Origin of the sequence: Parasphingorhabdus sp. (genome assembly GCF_036963805.1) — a bacterium.
GTDB lineage: Bacteria > Pseudomonadota > Alphaproteobacteria > Sphingomonadales > Sphingomonadaceae > Parasphingorhabdus.
On sequence record NZ_JBALUN010000022.1, the window covers coordinates 1 to 17,180 of the forward strand.

Sequence of the window (17,180 nt, forward strand, 5' to 3'; positions counted from 1 at the left end):
TTTCGAAATGGAACTCTTAATCTGGGTAGACATTTTTATTCCTTCCCTCTTGCGTTTGATTTCCTGGTTTTGGCTCGTCCTTGACTAAGAGGGGTGTAACAACTCGAAAAATTGAGCATCACTGGTATTTTCTCATAAGTATAGTTACTGAGGCCCAGAGCCGGAATTCTAGGTTCAGGACCTATTAAAGTGCTGGCATAATTGGTGTGAGGTTGATTCAATGGTGATGCGAAGGAGGCATTGCCATGAGTGATTTGATTTGGTTGGCCGAGGCGCAGATGCGCAAGATTGAGTCCTATTTTCCGTTATCGCATGGCGTTCCCCGCGTTGATAACCGTCGGATTATCAGCGGCATCATTTTTTGTAATCCGCAACGGGCTGCGCTGGCGTGACGTTCCAACGGAGTATGGGCCACCCAAGACGATCTACAATCGGTTTGTCCGCTGCAGCCGTATGGGCGTGTCGGGCACGATATTCGCAGGCCTAGCAGCCAAGGCGGGCAAGCCTGATCAGTTGATGATCGATGCCACGCTCTTAAAGGCACACCGAACAGCGGCCAGCCTTTTAAAAAAGGGGCTATTCCCAGACGTATAGGTCGAACCAAGGGTGACCTGAACTCGAAGCTACACGCCGTTTGTGATGGCAACGGGCGACCATTGATCATTTTGCTGAGCGAAGGTCAGATGAGTGATTTCGGCGGTGCGGCGCTGATGATAGACGCTTTCCCGAAGGCCAAGGCCCTTTTGGGCGATAAAGGATATGATGCCGATTGGTTCCGCGATGCACTTACCGAACGCAAAATTGAAGCCTGCATCCCCTCAAAATCAAACCGCAAAATCCACATCCCTCACGACACCGTTCTCTATCGACAACGCCATAAAATCGAGATCATGTTCGGGCGCCTGAAAGACTGGCGGCGCAGCCACACCCACTATGACCGATGCGCCCACACCCTCATGTCTGCCGTCTGCATCGCCGCAACCATCATCTTCTGTATCAATCAATGAGTCCTGAGCCTAGGTGGTTGTCAGTAAAAGTTAGTTTCAAGGCCGCCGCCCTTCTCGTTCCAGCGAGCGCAATACCGCTTAGTCCATCATGGTGTTTCCGGCGCGATCATTGAGAGGGTGGCACCAAGATAGGAAATCGTCGATTCAGCACCGGCGTTGGCGTTTATGCTAGCCTCAGCGCCCTATCACCGCTTCGCTCGCACGAAGGCCGAGGGGCGTCAGTATCACGCCCAGAGTTTTCGTAAGCTAGGTGTTGCCACTTCGAATACTCGGGTGTCGCCAGTTTTGACGGTACCCGACCAAGAGATGGCATTCTATTTCCAGTCTTACGCTTGCGAAATCTTATTGCCGGCGGACGCGTGCTCGCCACCAACAATAACTACTGGTCCCGGAGCCCGTTGACCACAGTGTCTCGGCGCAAGAAGAACATGAGCACCATAACGCTCATAATGGCGGCGAAGAAGCACCACACCGATATGAACCAGGTAACGTAAAAAGCTCCAGCCGCGATAAAAGACAGGATCGCGGTGGCTCCGAACCATCTCACCCAGCGGTGGCTTGATAAAAGCGGGCTTACACATGTGCCCAATACATATAACGCCATAACGACCGGGATGTAGAAGTGGGGAGAGACATAGTCGATATGACCTTCCGCGGCCGTTGCTATGATCGGCAAGCGGATGAGGTTGTAGAGCAGGTAAAATCCGACCAAAGCTCCCCCTGTTGCTGTGACGAGTAGCGCTTTGCGGCGCCAAGCCACAGTTTCCAGCAAATAGACGGCGATCGGTACGTAGATCGGCCAAAGCACATGTGAAAACACTGAATAGGCGTAAGTTAGAAAGGTATTGAGCAATGGCGCCTTGTCAGGAAAGGTTAGCCACAGGGAACCTTCGATCAATTGCTGGATGCCAAACAAAACAGGTATGAAAGCATATGGTATCTCGCCGGGCTGCCGGACAAACCGCGTCGTCACCGTGCCGGCCACCAACAACGCGGCACCGGCAGTAAAACTTGCTGTAGCGGAAAAACACATATTCGTCAGACCTCGCTAGTGGTTACTAATTAGCCGAGCGCTCGCGCTGGGCAACTCGATAGAACTTCTTCATGCGCCGATCACTCGCCTGTTGCAATCCCGTTGACATGTGTAAGTGAAAGGGAGTGCCTTTTTTTGGCAAATGAATTATCATTGGTGATTGTGTCAGCCTCGAGATGGTTGGTCTTTGTGGTTATCCACAACTGTTTTCTACCAAATCGGCCCATACCGGCAGATGGTCTGACGCTTTTTTAGCGGCCAGACTGTGATGTACACCAGCTTCTATGGCGGTCAGGCCCGGACAGTGCATGATCCGGTCAAGTCGTGCAATCGGGCTGCGCGAATGGAAACTACGCCCACATTCCACTATCGAATAGCTGCGCTTAAAGTCGCTCAGGCACCCACGATTTGCACTCCATTCATTGAGATCACCCATCAATATCGATCGCATTCCCTGCCCGTAATGTTTCGCTAGCTTGATAACCGCTGCGGCCTGCTTGCGGCGCCAAAGACCAGATAGGTCCAGATGCATGCCAAAAGTTGAGATATGCATATCGCCAATTTCGATGTGCGCCCTGACCGCTCCGCGCGGCTCAAGGCACGGGATGTGTATTATGTCATGCGCGTGAACGATCGCTGATCTGCGAACCAGAATCGCGTTGCCGTGCCACCCCATAGAATCAATCTGAACATCCAGCGGAATGGCGCGATAGTCGCTATTCTGTTCAAGCAGCAAAGCAGGAATAGCGGCCGCACGAACACCAAATCGTCGGTCGGACTCCTGCAGCGCAACTATATCGGCATCAAGTTCGTTCAAAACATCAATGATCCGACCAGGATTACGCCGCCTGTCGGTGCCGATTGCTTTATGGATATTATAACTGGCAACCTTTAGCATTGTGTAATCCGGGACTATCGAGCATTAACTTTGCCTAAATCGCAACCGTGCCAGATTTAGATAAGCAAAAATGACGAAAATTTTATCTGTCACCAAGACTGATACGGTTTCCCGGTATCTCGAACAGGATTAAATAATCGAGGAAAGCTTTTCCCCGAAAGGCGTTACCACGGCAATTTCGTCAACAATCAGCGAAAAGAAAGCGAATTTCCCCATCGCAAGTCGGTCAGCCATTGCTGGATGATCATACAACCCACTAAAAGCGACATAGCAAACAATCCATCCAGCAATCAACTCGATTTGCGACTCGGCAGTTGCCGTATGAACCGTCCCCAACAACGAAGCAAGATCAATAGATCTTATCACTCCCAAGACAAGGGCCAACGCAAAACCAGCGGCGATTTTCTCGGGATCAATCTTCGTTCGTTTTTATCTTTCGCAACCAATTATCTTTCGCACAGATTGTGCGCCTTGCCGCAACACGCGACGATACCGATCACAAAAAAGCCAGTTTCTGATTAATTTGACTGTGCTCAGCGGAGGGTTAAAAAATGTTGCCGGACCGCGTCACCGAGCCTAAGCGAGCCACAATGATGGGATTTGTCCCGGCTGTGTCCGGAATAAACGCGTATTGCTATGATATTGGAATTTCTCCGGGACAACCCGGCAACCCGCTGGTGGTCGACAGTCACCGAGCCTCCCGTACCCGTCCACGTTTCTGCGCCTTGGCGCATAGGCTTGGCAGAATGGGGGCGCATTCTGGCACGCGCGGTTCGTGGCGCTGTGGCTGAGGATTTCGGCATGGTGGCCAGTTCAATCGCTTTTGCGGCTTTCCTATCGATCCTTCCTCTCCTAAGTGTCGTGGCGCTGAGCTACGGTGCGCTGGTTCCACGCGATGAGGTGCTTGGCAATGTTTCGATGCTGGCAAGCATATTGCCCGACTCAGCAAAGGCGTTTGTGCAGGAGTGGCTCGGCAAGAGCCTTACGCGGCGCGAGGGGAACGGACTGGCTTTGACGGCGTCGATCGCGCTGACACTGTTCGGCGGTCGCCGGGTGGGCCACTCCCTCCTCCACGGGATAGATATCGCCAGTGGAAACGCACAGGATCGCGATCCGATCGCCACTCAGGTGTGGGCGCTCGGCACGGTGACTGCGGGCGCACTGCTGCTATTTGCGGCACTATTGACGATCTCCGGATTGGCGCTTCTTGGTAAGGCTATTCCTGCGGGCATCCCTGGCGTCGCCCGTGGCATCCACTTGATAATGTGGTTAGCGCTGACACTCGGGTCCGCGCTCGCGCTCGTGCATATCTATCGTTATGTTCCCGTGCGCGCACCTACCGCCTGGCGATGGGTTATCCCGGGAATGTTAGTCGCTGTCGCCTCATGGCTGAGCGCAACGCTTATCTTCCAGTTCTATGTCACCCGGCTCGCACAATATGACAGCATCTACGGTTCGCTGTCGGCGATCGTGGTGCTTCAGCTCTGGCTTATGTTGTCCGCTTACATCCTACTATTCGGGGCCAAGGTAAATGCTGAGGCGATGCGTCAGGTAGGGATCGGAACACCGCCTTCAAAAAAATGACAGGAGCGGCGGCCGGCTAATTTCTTCCTGGGCGGTGTAACGCGATGGCCTCAAATACGTCTTAATTACTAGCGACACCATTTTTTGTGCCGTCACCCAGACAATGAAATTGTTTGAAAGACTTGCAAAGGAGAAAAGCCATGAGCAATATAACAACTGATCCCAAAACCTCCGCGCCGAGAAAAATACTCAAAGCCATTATTAAACCTACCGATCCAGTCGAACCCCAGAGCAAAGGGTGCTGCTGTTCCGGTAAGAAACAAGTTAGGGAAGATAAGCCCGAGGTTAGTTCAAAATCGTGCTGTTCTAAGAGCTAATCGCCGGTTGAAGGGTCTTGTGATCCAAGCGTGGCCGGCTTCTCTGGTCCGAAGCGTATAGCGCTTTCCGGCAGATATCGCGCGCCACAAACCTGTCACACCTATAATTTCCGGAGATTGCCAATCTCCGGGCAAGACCTTGCGATTAGCGGGTCGTGCAGGAGCAAAGGGAAAGATGATAAAAACTATTCGCAAAAAAGCGCCCTACGCGGAAGGACAACAACAAACCCGGCCTAGCCCCCTGCCGCATCTGTTGACGATCAATTGTGGTTCATCAAGCGTCAAATTTGCAGTCTTTCGTTTGGGTAATAACATCGAACCGGTATTGCGCGGGAAGGTCACGGAAATTGGAAAGGCACAGGGCCATTCATCCGCGCGCTTGGCCGACAGCACATCCCTTTGGAATGCAAAAAGTTCGTGCAAAAACCATGGCTCAGCCATTGAACATATCCTCAATCAGCTGGAAAATTACGCAGAACTTTGGAAAATATCGCTTGTTGGTCATCGGATAGTACATGGCGGTCCAGATTTTGTTTCGCCTCTCGCATTGGATTCAGTTATCGAAGCTGAACTGGAACGCCTAATACCGCTAGCTCCTCTGCATCTACCTGCAAATCTTGCTGCTATTGCAGCGGTTCGAACACGGCTACCCCGCGCAAAACAATTTGCGTGCTTTGATACTGCTTTTCACTCCAACATGCCGGAAAATGCAGCACGAACTGGTCTGCCGCTAAATATGGACGACGGTGTTATTCGTCGGTACGGCTTCCATGGCCTTTCCTATGAATCTACGCTCTACCAACTAGAGCGGCGAGAAGGAGCAGCAGCTCTGAAGGACCGTATTGTGGTCGCCCATCTTGGTGCGGGCGCCAGTATGGCGGCAGTGCATGGCCGGCGGACGATAGATACATCCATGGGCTTTAGCCCATTGTCAGGTCTTCCAATGGCCACCAGAAGCGGCGATATTGACCCTGGACTTATCCTTTATCTCTTAAAGGAAGAGGGCTGGACGTCCGATGAACTGGCCGATCTGCTAAACAACAGATCGGGTTTGCTTGGACAATCAGGAACAAGCGGTGATGCCCAAATTCTTGTTGCAACCAATGCCGGTAAATCTGCCGAAGAAGCGATAGCGTTTTTTTGCTATCAAGCCCGCCGTCACTTCGGCGCATTGGTAGCCGCCATGGGCGGTATTGATCGTTTGATTTTTACCGGCGGAATTGGTGAACATTCTCCAGAAATACGGTACCAGATCTGCAAACCATTGGAGCAATGCTTTGGAACCATAATCGATCCGAAAAAAAATAAAGCCAATAAGCCACTCCTATCTCCAAAACATGGCTCAGTTACCGTGGAGATCAGTTCGGCGGATGAAGAATTAATGATTGCACGTCACGTGGCCGAACTTGTTGGTGCCTACCAAAATCGGAGAGAATTATCATGATATCTTGTTTCCCACACCGCAATATCGCTGCTCTCCTTGAAAAGGTCAGCTGATGGATATCACCGTTGAAGACCCGGTCTGCAAACGCAAATTTACGTTGGAAAAAGCGGTCGCCGCTGAAGAATATGAGGGCTGGACTTATTTCTTCTGTAGCACAGAATGTCAGAATATATTCATTGGATCTCCCACAACTTTTGCCAACGGCCCAGCGCCGTTATATTCAGATCCTTAAAATGGCGAGATGAGCGAATAAAAACGGCATTGGCACAAATATAGAGATCGGTTGGCGGGATGTTGGCCAACAATTCCGACAACCGTATCTTTAGGGGCGATCGCGCACTGCCTTCCCCAGCGGTCGCCCCACTCCTCAAAGCCCAGCTGCGTCGTGGTAGCATTTTTTGGCTTCAAACCGTCTGTCGAGTTCTGATCAACTGTAACATTAAGCGCCGCAGTGCGTCCTTAACAAGAAACCGGTTGATATCGATCATCACCCGGCGCTGATTACTCCAAAGAAGACCAGGAGAAAACCATGACAGACAATCTTATTACGTTTTCCGCTTTGCTGTTCATCCTGCTTGCAGTTGGCGCTAGCGCTATCCGCATTGTGGTCGAATATGAGCGCGTGGTCGTCTTCACGCTGGGCCGGTTCACGGGAGTCAAAGGCCCCGGTCTGATTTTTATTATTCCCTTTGTTCAAACTCTTTCCCGCGTGGATTTAAGAACCATCGTCCTTGATGTGCCAACGCAAGATCTTATTTCACGCGATAATGTGTCGGTTCATGTCAATGCTGTCATATATTTTAAGGTTGTTGATCCTGAACGCGCGATAATTCAGGTAGAGCAATTTGTCGATGCAACCAGTCAGCTTGCGCAAACCACCCTGCGCTCGGTTCTTGGAAAACATGAGCTTGATGAGATGCTCACGGAGCGAGACAAACTCAACAAGGATATCCAAGAGATAATCGACACCCAAACAACCTCTTGGGGCATCAAAGTTGCCAATGTTGAAATCAAGCATGTCGATATAGATGAATCCATGGTTCGCGCGATGGCGAAACAGGCTGAAGCCGAACGTGAGCGCCGGGCAAGAGTGATAAATGCTGAAGGAGAACAGCAGGCAGCGCAAAAGCTTTTGGAAGCTGCAGAAACGCTATCCGGTCACCCTGAAGCGATGCAACTGCGTTATCTTGGCGCGCTTGGCGAAATCGCTGGAGAACGCAGTTCCACAATCGTTTTTCCATTCCCTGTTGAATTTGAAAAATTTTTCAACGGGTTTGCTAGTCAAGACAGCAAAAAGCTGGCCGGCAATGCGGCCAATGAACCCACGCTCTCTGCAGGCAAGAGTGCGGGGTGACTTTCAGCGCTCATAAGCGGCATTTGCTGGTGAGCGAACGAATATGCCAAGCCAGAATAGTGCAGTCGAATAGGGTACGGCAAACAATTTGGAGGTTGGTTTAGAGCATGTTTATTAGCAGTTTCGAAAACCGAATCTTCAGGGGCGGCCGGGCTCCTCCTCCAACCCAGCTCGGTCGATCCACTTTTAACTGTGGTGGCGAAGCCATTTTTGCACCTTCTCGATTCCAGATAAACATTCACAATGCTTTTCCATTTAAGCCGTTCGCATTCGGCAACCGTGACGTTTGAGGAGGCTGTTCATTGACAAAAAACATGTCAAACGACTGGCGCACAGGATTTGGCGTCATCGAGCACAGCGCTGCAACAATTGCGCGTACAGATAAATTTTTCGCAAAACGTCAGTACTGGCAAGGATTTACCGATTCCGCCCAAGCAGAGACATTGATTGTAGCGGCCGACCGATTGGCCAACGCCGCGATGTGGCTCACCGCCCATATGACCTATGCCTCCCGGGTTGATATACACGGTGCCAATTTGCCAGCAGACGCATTTAAACGAAATCCTGAAGGTCATACTGGCGGCGCCCTCAATGTTGCCATCGGGTTTGTTGGCTATTTACTCGCCAACGCCCTGTCCGGACATACCCGCGCCTGGACGCTTGGTCAGGGTCACTGCGTTGCTGCAATAGAGGCGATCAACACGCTGACTGGGGACTTGTCCCCTGCACAAATCGGTCGTTATGAGCGCAGCGAGACCGGGTTTTCCCATCTCGTTTCAGACTTCTACAGCTATGCGATGAGCGCTGATGGAAGACCCGCGGTACCGCTGGGGAGCCATGTCGGCCCAAACACTGCCGGCGGTATTTCAGAAGGCGGCTATTTGGGCTTTTCCGAACTCCAATATGTCCATATGCCGCTGCCGGGAGAGCGCCTTGTTGCCTTTTTGAGCGACGGCGCATTTGAAGAACAGCGCGGGTCCGACTGGTCTCCGCGCTGGTGGCGAGCCGAAGATAGCGGTTTGGCTGTGCCAATCATGGTCCTCAATGGCCGGCGGATTGAACAGAGAACCGAAATCGGTCAGGAAGGCGGGGCTGAATGGCTTGAAGCTCATCTTCGCCTCGCTGGATATGATCCAATACTGATCGACGGTCATGATCCTCTCGCCTATGCGATGGCGATTTTGGAGGCAGAAGAATGGCTCAGCCGATTTATTAAATCAAAGCAGGCCTATCCAGCTCCCCTTCCCTATATTATCGCGCGCTGCACAAAAGGATTTGGCTTTCCAGGAGCTGGAACCAACAGATCCCATAACCTGCCACTTTCAGGAAATCCGTCTGACAATGCGGCCGCGCGGGCTGAATTTCACGAAGGCGCTAGAAAGCTGTTTGTCCCGGCTGACACGCTGGAAACAGCCGTTAATGCTTTGGCGGTCCATGACCAGCAGTCTCGGCCAAGAGAAAGTCAGAATTCACTAGCACGCCGGAACGTCGAACTGCCCAGCCTACCCGTGCCAAATTGGACCGATGTCAATAGTCAGCGCGAACGCTGCGCGATGGATGCGATCGATGAATATTTTGTCGATATTGTCCGCGCCAACCCGAAGCTACGACCACGTATTGGCAATCCCGATGAACTGAGAAGCAATCACATGCCGCGCGCGCTTGAGCTTCTGCATCACCGCGTGAACATACCTGAAAACGGTACGCCAGAGGCGGTGGGTGGGGCGATTATCACGGCACTCAACGAAGAAGCGGTCATCAGTGCGGCCTTGGGTAACAAAGGCGGGATCAATATCGCTGTGAGCTACGAAGCTTTTGGGATGAAAATGCTTGGCGCATTGCGACAGGAAATAATTTTCTCGCGCCGCCAGCACGAACTGCTCCAGCCACCAGGCTGGATCAGCGTTCCACTCATTGCAACCTCCCACACTTGGGAAAACGCAAAAAACGAGCAGTCGCATCAAGACCCGACATTGCCCGAAGCATTGCTGGGGGAAATGTCAGATATATCTCGCGTTATATTCCCTGTTGATCCCAATAGCGCGGTTGCAGCGCTGCGCGCGGTCTACCGAACGCATGGCCAAATTGCGTGCCTGGTAACCGCCAAACGCGATGTGCCAATCCTCTTTTCAGGTGAACAGGCTGAATTTGCGATGGCGAAAGGTGCAATACAATTTGAGGGCGATGCTACAAACGCACAGGTACAACTGGTCGCCATCGGCGCTTATCAATTGCAGCAAGCAAGACAGGCGCGCGAACGCCTCGATCAACGCGGGATAAACTGCTCAATCACGGTCATTTTGGAACCGGGGCGGTTTCGGGAGGCGCGCGACGAGATCGAATGGAAATATGCCGTTTTAGACAAAGATTTGCATGTGCTGTTTCCCACAAATCTTCCGCGGATAATAATCTCGCACACGAGACCGGAGCCAACGCTGGGTCTATTGAGGCGGCTTGATGGCGGGCCGAGCCAAACCAAAGCGTTGGGATATTTGTCCAGAGGCGGCACATTGGATGTTTTTGGCATGTTGTTCGCCAATCGCTGCACTTGGGCGCATGCGGTCGCCTCCGCTGCAGGTTTGCTCAAAATCGATCGGGGTTCCCTCCTATCACAGGAAGAATTGGATGCCGTCGACGAGCAGGGTGACCCGCAGATATTACGGCGGGACACATCGGGCTCAAAAAATGAGGAGAAAATCCCATGACGCTCACATTGCATAGTCTTGGCGGAGCCGGGACGGTAACCGGATCTCGCCATCTCATCGAACATGACGGACGCCGGATAATGGTCGATTGCGGACTTTTCCAAGGATATAAACCCTTACGCGAACGCAACTGGAAACCGTTTCCGGTTTCGCCAAAAAGCATCGATGCCATTATTTTAACCCACGCGCATCTCGATCATAGCGGCTATCTTCCCAAATTGGTGCGCGAGGGATTTAAAGGCCCAATCTTCTGCTCGTCAGCCAGCGCTGATCTTTGCGGAATACTTTTAAAAGACAGCGCTTTCATCGCGGAGAAAGACGCGTTTCTGGCGAACAAGCATAAATATAGCAAACATGCCCCAGCATTACCTCTTTACACTATCAAGGACGCCGAAGCAGCCTTAAAGCAATTGCGGCCGATCGCGTTCCACAAAGAAATTGAACTGCCGGGCGGCGGGCATGCGAAGCTGCGCCGGGCTGGACATATATTAGGGGCTGCCACCGCCGAGCTTCATTGGGGCGGAAAGACGATCGTCTTTTCTGGTGACATTGGCCGCTACGATGATCCCTTCATGCTCGATCCAGAACCCGTTGCCGAGGCCGATTATGTGCTTGTGGAATCGACCTATGGAGACAGAACCCACCCCAAAAATGACCCAATGGAAGCTCTTGGAAGCGTCATCGAAAAAACGGCCCGTAGGGGCGGAACAGTCGTTATTCCGGCATTTGCTGTCGGGCGCGCCCAATTGATCATGTATTATCTATGGAAACTGAAACAGGCCGGAAGAATAAAGATCGTTCCGATTTTTCTCGATAGTCCGATGGCGATTAACGCCACAGATTTGCTGTGCCGCCATCTGGATGATCATCGCCTCTCACCCGATGTCTGCAAGCAGTCTTGCGATATTGCAACCTATCTGCGCGAAGTCGATGATTCCAAACGCATAACGCGCGATACTATGCCCAAGGTCGTGATCGCCGCTAGCGGCATGCTGACCGGGGGGCGCGTTCTCCATCATCTCAAGGCCTTTGGCCAGGACAGCAGAAATACAATCCTGTTTTCTGGCTATCAGGCAGGAGGAACACGCGGAGAAAAACTGCTGAATGGAGCCGAAAGCGTCAAGATGTTCGGCCAATGGTTTCCGATGCGCGCAGAAATTGCAAGCCATCCAGCTTTATCGGCCCACGCAGATTCAGACGAAATCCTGAAATGGTTGTCCGGCTTTAAGAACGCTCCTGCCCGAACTTTTGTGGTGCACGGGGAACCTAAAGCTTCCGACGCCCTGCGCATGCGGATTGAAGAAGAGTTGGGCTGGAACAGCACTGTTGTCGATCCGACTGACCGTTATTCTCTGGAAAGTTAAATATGACGTCGAGCGCCAACCATATTGAAACCCATAATTTGCTGAAATCAAAGCGTCTCAGTCTCTACACGCAAGACGAGGTGATCGTGCTCATGCGCACCGACTGCCCGGTTTGTATATCAGAGGGCCTGACCTCCCGATCTCGCGTGCGTCTAACGTCTGTGTCGGGGCGAGAAATTATAGCAACACTCTATCAAGTCGATAATGACTGGCTAACAACAGGGGAAGCTGGATTGTCCGAGGCCGCCTGGGCGAAACTTGGGATTGAAGATGGGGCGGATATTGCAGTTAGCCATGTGCCGACCATAGGATCATTGGCAGATATCAGACGCAGAATTTATGGAGGACGCCTCGACGAGCCGGCCTTCCAGGGCATTATTGGCGATATTGCCGCTGGTCGCTACGCAGATATCCATCTGGCAACGTTCATTGCAACTTGCTCGGCTCTGCCGCTAGACATTGAGGAAATATGCCATTTGACCAAGGCAATGGTGGGTGCAGGAGAACGGTTGTCTTGGGACGCTCCGATGATCTTGGACAAGCATTGTGTCGGCGGGTTGCCGGGCAACCGCACCACACCGATTGTCGTGGCGATAGTTGCCAGTCTGGGCTTCACAATGCCAAAAACGTCATCACGCGCTATTACATCTCCTGCGGGCACCGCCGACACGATGGAAACGCTTGCCCCTGTTGATCTCGATCTGAAACAAATGCGGCGAGTGGTGGAAGAGCAAGGGGCCTGTATTGCCTGGGGCGGCGCCGTCAATCTCAGCCCGGCAGATGATATTTTAATCCGCATCGAGCGGGCTCTTGATATTGATACCGAAGGACAGTTGATCGCATCCGTTTTATCTAAAAAAATTGCTGCCGGTGCCACCCATGTCGTCCTTGACTTGCCGGTTGGTCTGACTGCCAAAGTCCGTTCGCTGGACAAGGCTAAAACATTGGGCGCGCATCTTTCCGCTGTCGCGGCCAATTTTGGGTTGGAGACACGATGTGTTTTTACAGACGGCTCTCAACCTGTGGGACGCGGCATTGGCCCTGCCCTTGAGGCGCATGACGTCTTATCTGTCCTGCAAAACAATCCCGATGCACCGCAAGACCTAAGGGAGCGGGCAATATTAATTGCCGCACAGGCTCTGGAGCTGGCAAATCACGTAGAGACCGGTGACGGACTTGCGGCGGCGCAGGCCGCCTTGGTTGATGGCCGGGCATGGAACAAATTTCAGGCGATTTGCGAGGCGCAAGGCGGCATGCGCACGCCCCAGGTCGCTCCATTGACCTGCCCCCTTTTGGCGCAGAGCAGCGGCAAGATATCCTCCATCGACAATCGTAAATTATCGCGATTAGCAAAATTGGCCGGAGCCCCGCGCCAAAAGGCTGCTGGTCTTGCGATACATTTCCGCCTGGGCGACCATGTTACAAACGGTCAGCCACTATTCACGGTCCATGCCGAAGCCAAGGGCGCTCTGGATTATGCGCTGGAATATGCTGCTGCCAATCCAGATATATTGAAAATAGAGGAGTGACCATGCGCATTTTTATCCCCTTGCCGGGCAATGAAACCTTGGCGGCCGATCTTGCCAGACTATCCTCCTCCGCGCTGGGTACATTGGAAACCCGTCACTTCCCTGACGGGGAATCTTATATTCGTTTGACCGATGATGTGACGGGGAAAGATGTGGATTTTGTTTGCACCCTCGCTCGCCCCGATGATCAGATACTGCAGCTTATTTTTGCGGCGAAAACCGCGCGTGAACTGGGCGCAAAAACCGTGCGCCTCATTGCGCCCTATCTGGCCTATATGCGGCAAGACAAGAGATTTCAGGAGGGGGAATCCATATCCTCCACGCATTTTGCCAAGCTGCTATCAGATTGCTTCGACAGTTTGATCACGATTGACCCTCATCTGCACCGAATAGCGGATCTGGGAGAAATATTCACCATACCAACCAAGGTCAAACATGCTGCGCCCCTTTTAGCCGACTGGATCAGGGACAATGTCGAGAATGCTCTCGTGGTGGGCCCTGATTCCGAAAGCCAGCAATGGGTTGAGGCTGTTGCAGAACGAGCAGGCGCACAGCGCCTCGTTCTCAATAAAAACCGCCTCGGTGATCACGAGGTCGAGATATTGGTGCCGGACTTGAGCGATTATGCAGGCCTGGCTCCGGTGCTTGTCGATGATATTATTTCATCAGGGCGAACGATGATCGAAACCGCCGAAGCCCTGATCGCGCGGGGTTTCCCTAGACCCTATATATTGACTGTGCATGCCCTGTTTACCGGCAGCACCTATTGGCAGCTAAACCAACTTGCCAAAGATATCATCTCGACAGACGCCGTTCCGCACGAAACATCCCGGATCGGGATTGCAGAACTGCTCTTGTAGCTCAAGGCATGGGCAACATTTTTAACTGGATTGGAAAGAGACAGAGAAATGGCAGACGATCATAAGATCAAAGTCGCAATTGTCGGATATGGCGTGATCGGTAGCCGCACGGCCACCGCAATAAGACTACAGTCCGACATGATACTATCGGGCGTGGCTGATGTCGCGACAGATTGGCGCATTGCCCAGATTATAAGCCAGGGCATCCCGCTTTTCGCGGCCACAGCAGAAGCCAGCGCAGCTATGGAGGCGGCAGGCTTACCCACTAACGGACTATTGACCGATCTTGTGGAATCAAGCGACATCATTGTCGATTGTACGCCCAAGCACCGAGGCGCTGAGAATGCCGAATTATATCGCAAACTTAAGCGGCCCTTCATCGTTCAAGGCGGTGAAAAACATGATGTAACCGGCCATTCCTTTGTCGCAGAATCAAGCTATTCCAGTACGATCGGACGCAGCGCAACGCGCGTGGTTAGCTGCAATACAACGTCTATCGTTCGCACATTGGGAACCCTCAAGAACGCGGGCCTCTTGAAGAAAGCGCGCGGAACACTGATGCGTCGCGCAACCGACCCATGGGAAAGCCATCTTGGCGGCATCATGAATACGCTTGTTCCTGAGCCCGAAGTCCCGAGCCATCAGGGGCCTGATGCCAGACTTGTTGATCCGGATCTCGATGTCACAACGATCGCAGTCCGGGTGCCCGAAACGCTCGCTCATCTTCACACCTGGTACGTCGAAATGGCGAGAGCGGCCACAAAAGCGGCTGTTCTTGACGCGCTATCCCAATCATCGCGGATACTGCTAATCGACAGCCGCACGGGACTATCGGCAATAAATGTGGTGAAGGAGTGGATGGCTGAAAATGGACGTCGCCACGCCAATCTCTATGAAGTGGCGATATGGCGTGATCTGCTGACAGTTGACGGAACCGATCTATATTTTAGCTATATGGTTGATAACCAAGCCATCGTGATCCCGGAGACTATTGATGCTATACGCGCACTTGCGGGCAATGAGCAGGACCCTGCCGTATCAATCGCCAAAACGAACGAATCTCTGGGGATTGGCGATCTTGTTATACCCCAATGGGCCGTACAAAAAAGCTTGGGCCATGATGGCTGACATCGGTATGATCTCATCTGAGGAGCTGAAAGTGGTAAATAGTCGACGGAAAATAGCGTTACAAAAAAAGAGCGATATGGTTGATGAAGCGCTGCGTGAAAGCTTCCCTGCCAGCGACCCGCCGGCATGGACGCTCGGCATTGACCAAGGAGATGATGTGCAAAGAAACCCAGGTCGCCGCGAAACCAGCAAAAAACCTGCAAAGAAATGATATCGTCATGACCTCTCTACGCCCCATAGACAGTCTTGAAAGCCATGAGGTTACAAACCAACCGCCCACGCTAGAAGCATTTGACCGGTTTGGCTCAGATCAGGCGCTGGTCGATGCAGTCAAAATGGCGGGAGGCGAAGTTCACAAGCAACGACTTACCAGCTTTGGCATACGCACTGGTTCCAGCGAAGTCATTGGCTGGGGAGAAGCGGCCAACCGAAACCCGCCCGTGCTTGACACCCATGACCGTCAAGGAAGACGGATCGATGAAGTGCAATTCCACCCATCCTACCATCAACTGATGACGCTTGGCCTCGGCGAAGGCGTGGCCGCCGCCGGTTGGAATGGAACCGAAGCAGGCCATGTTCTTCACGCAGCGTTGAGTTTCCTGCTCGGGCAAGTTGATGCTGGCACCGGGTGTCCCATGACCATGACCTACGCCGCCGTCGCCGCCTTGAAACGTGACCCAGATGTCGGAAATGAGTGGATCGGGCGGATCACATCGTCACTTTACGATCCCGTTGTCCGACCAGCACCTGAAAAAAAGGGTGTCACAATCGGAATGGCGATGACCGAAAAACAGGGGGGATCGGACGTCTGCGCGAACACGACACGGGCGGAATATGCAGATGGTGCTTATCAACTAACTGGGCATAAATGGTTCTGTTCTGCGCCCATGTGCGACGCATTCCTGACGCTAGCCTACACAGATAATGGTCTGACCTGCTTTATCGTTCCGCGCTGGACGCCTGATGGCCAGCGTAACGCAGGGTTTCGCGTAATCCGGCTCAAGGACAAGCTTGGTGATCGCTCCAACGCATCTGCGGAAATCGAGTATCATCGTGCTTATGCGCAGCGTCTTGGCGAAGAGGGTCAAGGCGTGAAAACCATTATTCAGATGGTTCAGCATACCCGTTTTGATTGCATAGTGGGTTCAGCTTCCACAATGCGTGCCGCAATTACCGAAGCGCTGTGGCATACCGCTCATCGCACCGTCATGCAGCGCCGGTTAATCGAGCAACCGGCAATGATGTCCGTGCTGGCCGATCTCGCTGTAGAAAGCGAAGCCGCCACCGCTCTCGCCTTCCAGGTCGCTGCAACATTTGATATGGCGGACCCGCTATCCCGTCTGCTTACGCCTATTGCAAAATATTGGGTATGCAAGCGTGCGCCCGCGATGGTGTATGAAGCAATGGAATGTCTGGGCGGAACAGGCTATGTCGAAACTGGTCCGATGCCGCGCCTTTTCCGTCAGTCTCCGCTGAACGCGATCTGGGAAGGCTCGGGAAATGTGATCGCGCTGGATGTCTTGCGCGCAATGGAACGCGAACCCCAAGCGCTCGACAGTCTGCGGGAATTTCTGTTTTCTGCAAGCGGGCGCTATCCTTCCTATGACGATCACCTGAAAACTCTGGAAATTAGCGGACTGGCCGAACATAATGCCCGTAACATCGTCGAACAGCTTGCAATATCCGCTCAAGCAGCAGTGCTTATCAACGCGGACAACCCTGTAGCCGAAGCTTTTTGCAAGTTAAGACTTGATCGACCCAGTAATCTTTTTGGTGCTTCCACCGCCGTCATTGACACACGGTCCATCATTGAAAGAGCCATGCCGACAATTTCAATGTAGTTATCCAGCAATGAGCGGTGATCGGGGGGGGGGGACATTATTGTCAATATTTTTCTACACGCCTAGCAAGGCTGAATCCCTGCTTCCGAGAACGTCCAGGTGAAGTTATGGGACCA

At 52.6% G+C, this 17,180-nt stretch carries 14 protein-coding genes and 1 pseudogene; 12 read left to right on the plus strand and 3 right to left on the minus strand.

Translation table 11 applies throughout. The features are described 5' to 3' along the window. Window positions 1-245 precede the first annotated feature (245 nt). Window positions 246-1,007, plus strand: a pseudogene (locus tag V7676_RS18000) (IS5 family transposase). Between the two features lie 379 nt (window positions 1,008-1,386). On the opposite strand, the gene V7676_RS18005 reads toward V7676_RS18000, so the two are convergent. From V7676_RS18005 to V7676_RS18015, 3 genes are all read right to left on the minus strand, one after another. Next, a complete protein-coding gene (locus V7676_RS18005; protein WP_335660966.1) occupies window positions 1,387-2,040 on the minus strand; it encodes a DUF6629 family protein in 654 nt (217 codons plus the stop codon). Window positions 2,041-2,233: 193 nt separating this feature from the next. Further along, window positions 2,234-2,938, minus strand: coding sequence for an endonuclease/exonuclease/phosphatase family protein (locus V7676_RS18010; RefSeq protein WP_335660967.1), 705 nt, complete (start codon window positions 2,936-2,938; stop codon window positions 2,234-2,236). Window positions 2,939-3,067: 129 nt separating this feature from the next. Continuing rightward, complete coding sequence (locus V7676_RS18015; RefSeq protein ID WP_335660968.1) at window positions 3,068-3,322, minus strand: hypothetical protein; 255 nt, start codon at window positions 3,320-3,322, stop codon at window positions 3,068-3,070. Window positions 3,323-3,676: 354 nt separating this feature from the next. Here V7676_RS18015 and V7676_RS18020 point away from each other — a divergent pair, with 354 nt between their 5' ends. From V7676_RS18020 to V7676_RS18065, 11 genes are all read left to right on the plus strand, one after another. Next, entirely contained in the window at window positions 3,677-4,522 is an 846-nt protein-coding gene (locus V7676_RS18020; protein WP_335660969.1) for a YihY/virulence factor BrkB family protein, read from the plus strand. A 492-nt stretch (window positions 4,523-5,014) separates the two neighbouring features. Next, window positions 5,015-6,283, plus strand: a complete 1,269-nt coding sequence (locus V7676_RS18025; RefSeq protein ID WP_335660970.1) for an acetate/propionate family kinase — start codon at window positions 5,015-5,017, stop codon at window positions 6,281-6,283. Between the two features lie 52 nt (window positions 6,284-6,335). Further along, window positions 6,336-6,515, plus strand: a complete 180-nt coding sequence (locus V7676_RS18910) for a YHS domain-containing protein (protein WP_422343034.1) — start codon at window positions 6,336-6,338, stop codon at window positions 6,513-6,515. 297 nt (window positions 6,516-6,812) lie between these two features. Continuing rightward, the gene (locus V7676_RS18030) at window positions 6,813-7,637 is read left to right on the plus strand and encodes a slipin family protein (protein WP_335660971.1); all 825 of its coding nucleotides are present in this window, start codon (window positions 6,813-6,815) and stop codon (window positions 7,635-7,637) included. Window positions 7,638-7,939: 302 nt separating this feature from the next. Further along, window positions 7,940-10,342 carry a xylulose 5-phosphate 3-epimerase gene (locus tag V7676_RS18035; protein WP_442955466.1) on the plus strand — a complete coding sequence of 801 codons (2,403 nt, stop codon included), beginning with the start codon at window positions 7,940-7,942 and terminating at the stop codon, window positions 10,340-10,342. Next, complete coding sequence (locus tag V7676_RS18040) at window positions 10,339-11,706, plus strand: MBL fold metallo-hydrolase (protein WP_335660972.1); 1,368 nt, start codon at window positions 10,339-10,341, stop codon at window positions 11,704-11,706. Before V7676_RS18035 ends, V7676_RS18040 begins: the two co-directional genes overlap by 4 nt. A 2-nt stretch (window positions 11,707-11,708) precedes the next feature. Further along, window positions 11,709-13,235, plus strand: coding sequence for a thymidine phosphorylase family protein (locus tag V7676_RS18045; RefSeq protein ID WP_335660973.1), 1,527 nt, complete (start codon window positions 11,709-11,711; stop codon window positions 13,233-13,235). A gap of 2 nt (window positions 13,236-13,237) precedes the next feature. Continuing rightward, window positions 13,238-14,095 (plus strand): ribose-phosphate pyrophosphokinase, encoded by an 858-nt coding sequence (locus tag V7676_RS18050; RefSeq protein ID WP_332041261.1) that lies wholly within the window; start codon window positions 13,238-13,240, stop codon window positions 14,093-14,095. A gap of 48 nt (window positions 14,096-14,143) precedes the next feature. Further along, window positions 14,144-15,223, plus strand: coding sequence for a type II glyceraldehyde-3-phosphate dehydrogenase (locus V7676_RS18055; RefSeq protein ID WP_335660974.1), 1,080 nt, complete (start codon window positions 14,144-14,146; stop codon window positions 15,221-15,223). Then, a complete protein-coding gene (locus V7676_RS18060) occupies window positions 15,213-15,434 on the plus strand; it encodes a hypothetical protein (RefSeq protein WP_332041259.1) in 222 nt (73 codons plus the stop codon). The genes V7676_RS18055 and V7676_RS18060 overlap by 11 nt, the downstream gene beginning before the upstream one ends. A gap of 7 nt (window positions 15,435-15,441) precedes the next feature. Next, window positions 15,442-17,064 carry an acyl-CoA dehydrogenase family protein gene (locus V7676_RS18065; RefSeq protein WP_335660975.1) on the plus strand — a complete coding sequence of 541 codons (1,623 nt, stop codon included), beginning with the start codon at window positions 15,442-15,444 and terminating at the stop codon, window positions 17,062-17,064. The last annotated feature ends 116 nt before the right edge of the window (window positions 17,065-17,180 follow it).